This window comes from Neisseria sp. P0008.S010 (assembly GCF_051962715.1).
Lineage (GTDB): Bacteria > Pseudomonadota > Gammaproteobacteria > Burkholderiales > Neisseriaceae > Neisseria > Neisseria elongata.
The window spans coordinates 1-249 of record NZ_JBQCVA010000374.1; the positions used below are offsets into that span (position 1 = coordinate 1).

Below are 249 nucleotides of genomic sequence, written 5' to 3' on the forward strand. Positions count from 1 at the left end.
CCTACGGGTGGCTGCGAGAATATCGGCGGTGCTGGCTTTCCCTCCGGCAGCGGGCTTGGCGGCGGTTTTCGCAGCGGGAGCAGCTTTGGCGGAGGGCTTTTCTACCTTCTTGGCGTTCGGGTCGGGCTTGGGGACAATTTTGATATAGTCCAAACCGATATCGAACCAAGCGATGTTGGCATTGAAATCAAGGAACTCGACGAGTGCCCGGCCGTTGTAGTTGATCGTTTTCACGATACCCTTGTAGTC

General features: G+C 56.2%; 1 protein-coding gene. It reads right to left on the minus strand.

The window, feature by feature from the left end:
- A partial coding sequence (locus ACTHSL_RS13970) for a hypothetical protein (RefSeq protein WP_440381746.1) occupies positions 1-234 on the minus strand: 234 nt, incomplete at its 3' end.
- Positions 235-249: the final 15 nt, after the last annotated feature.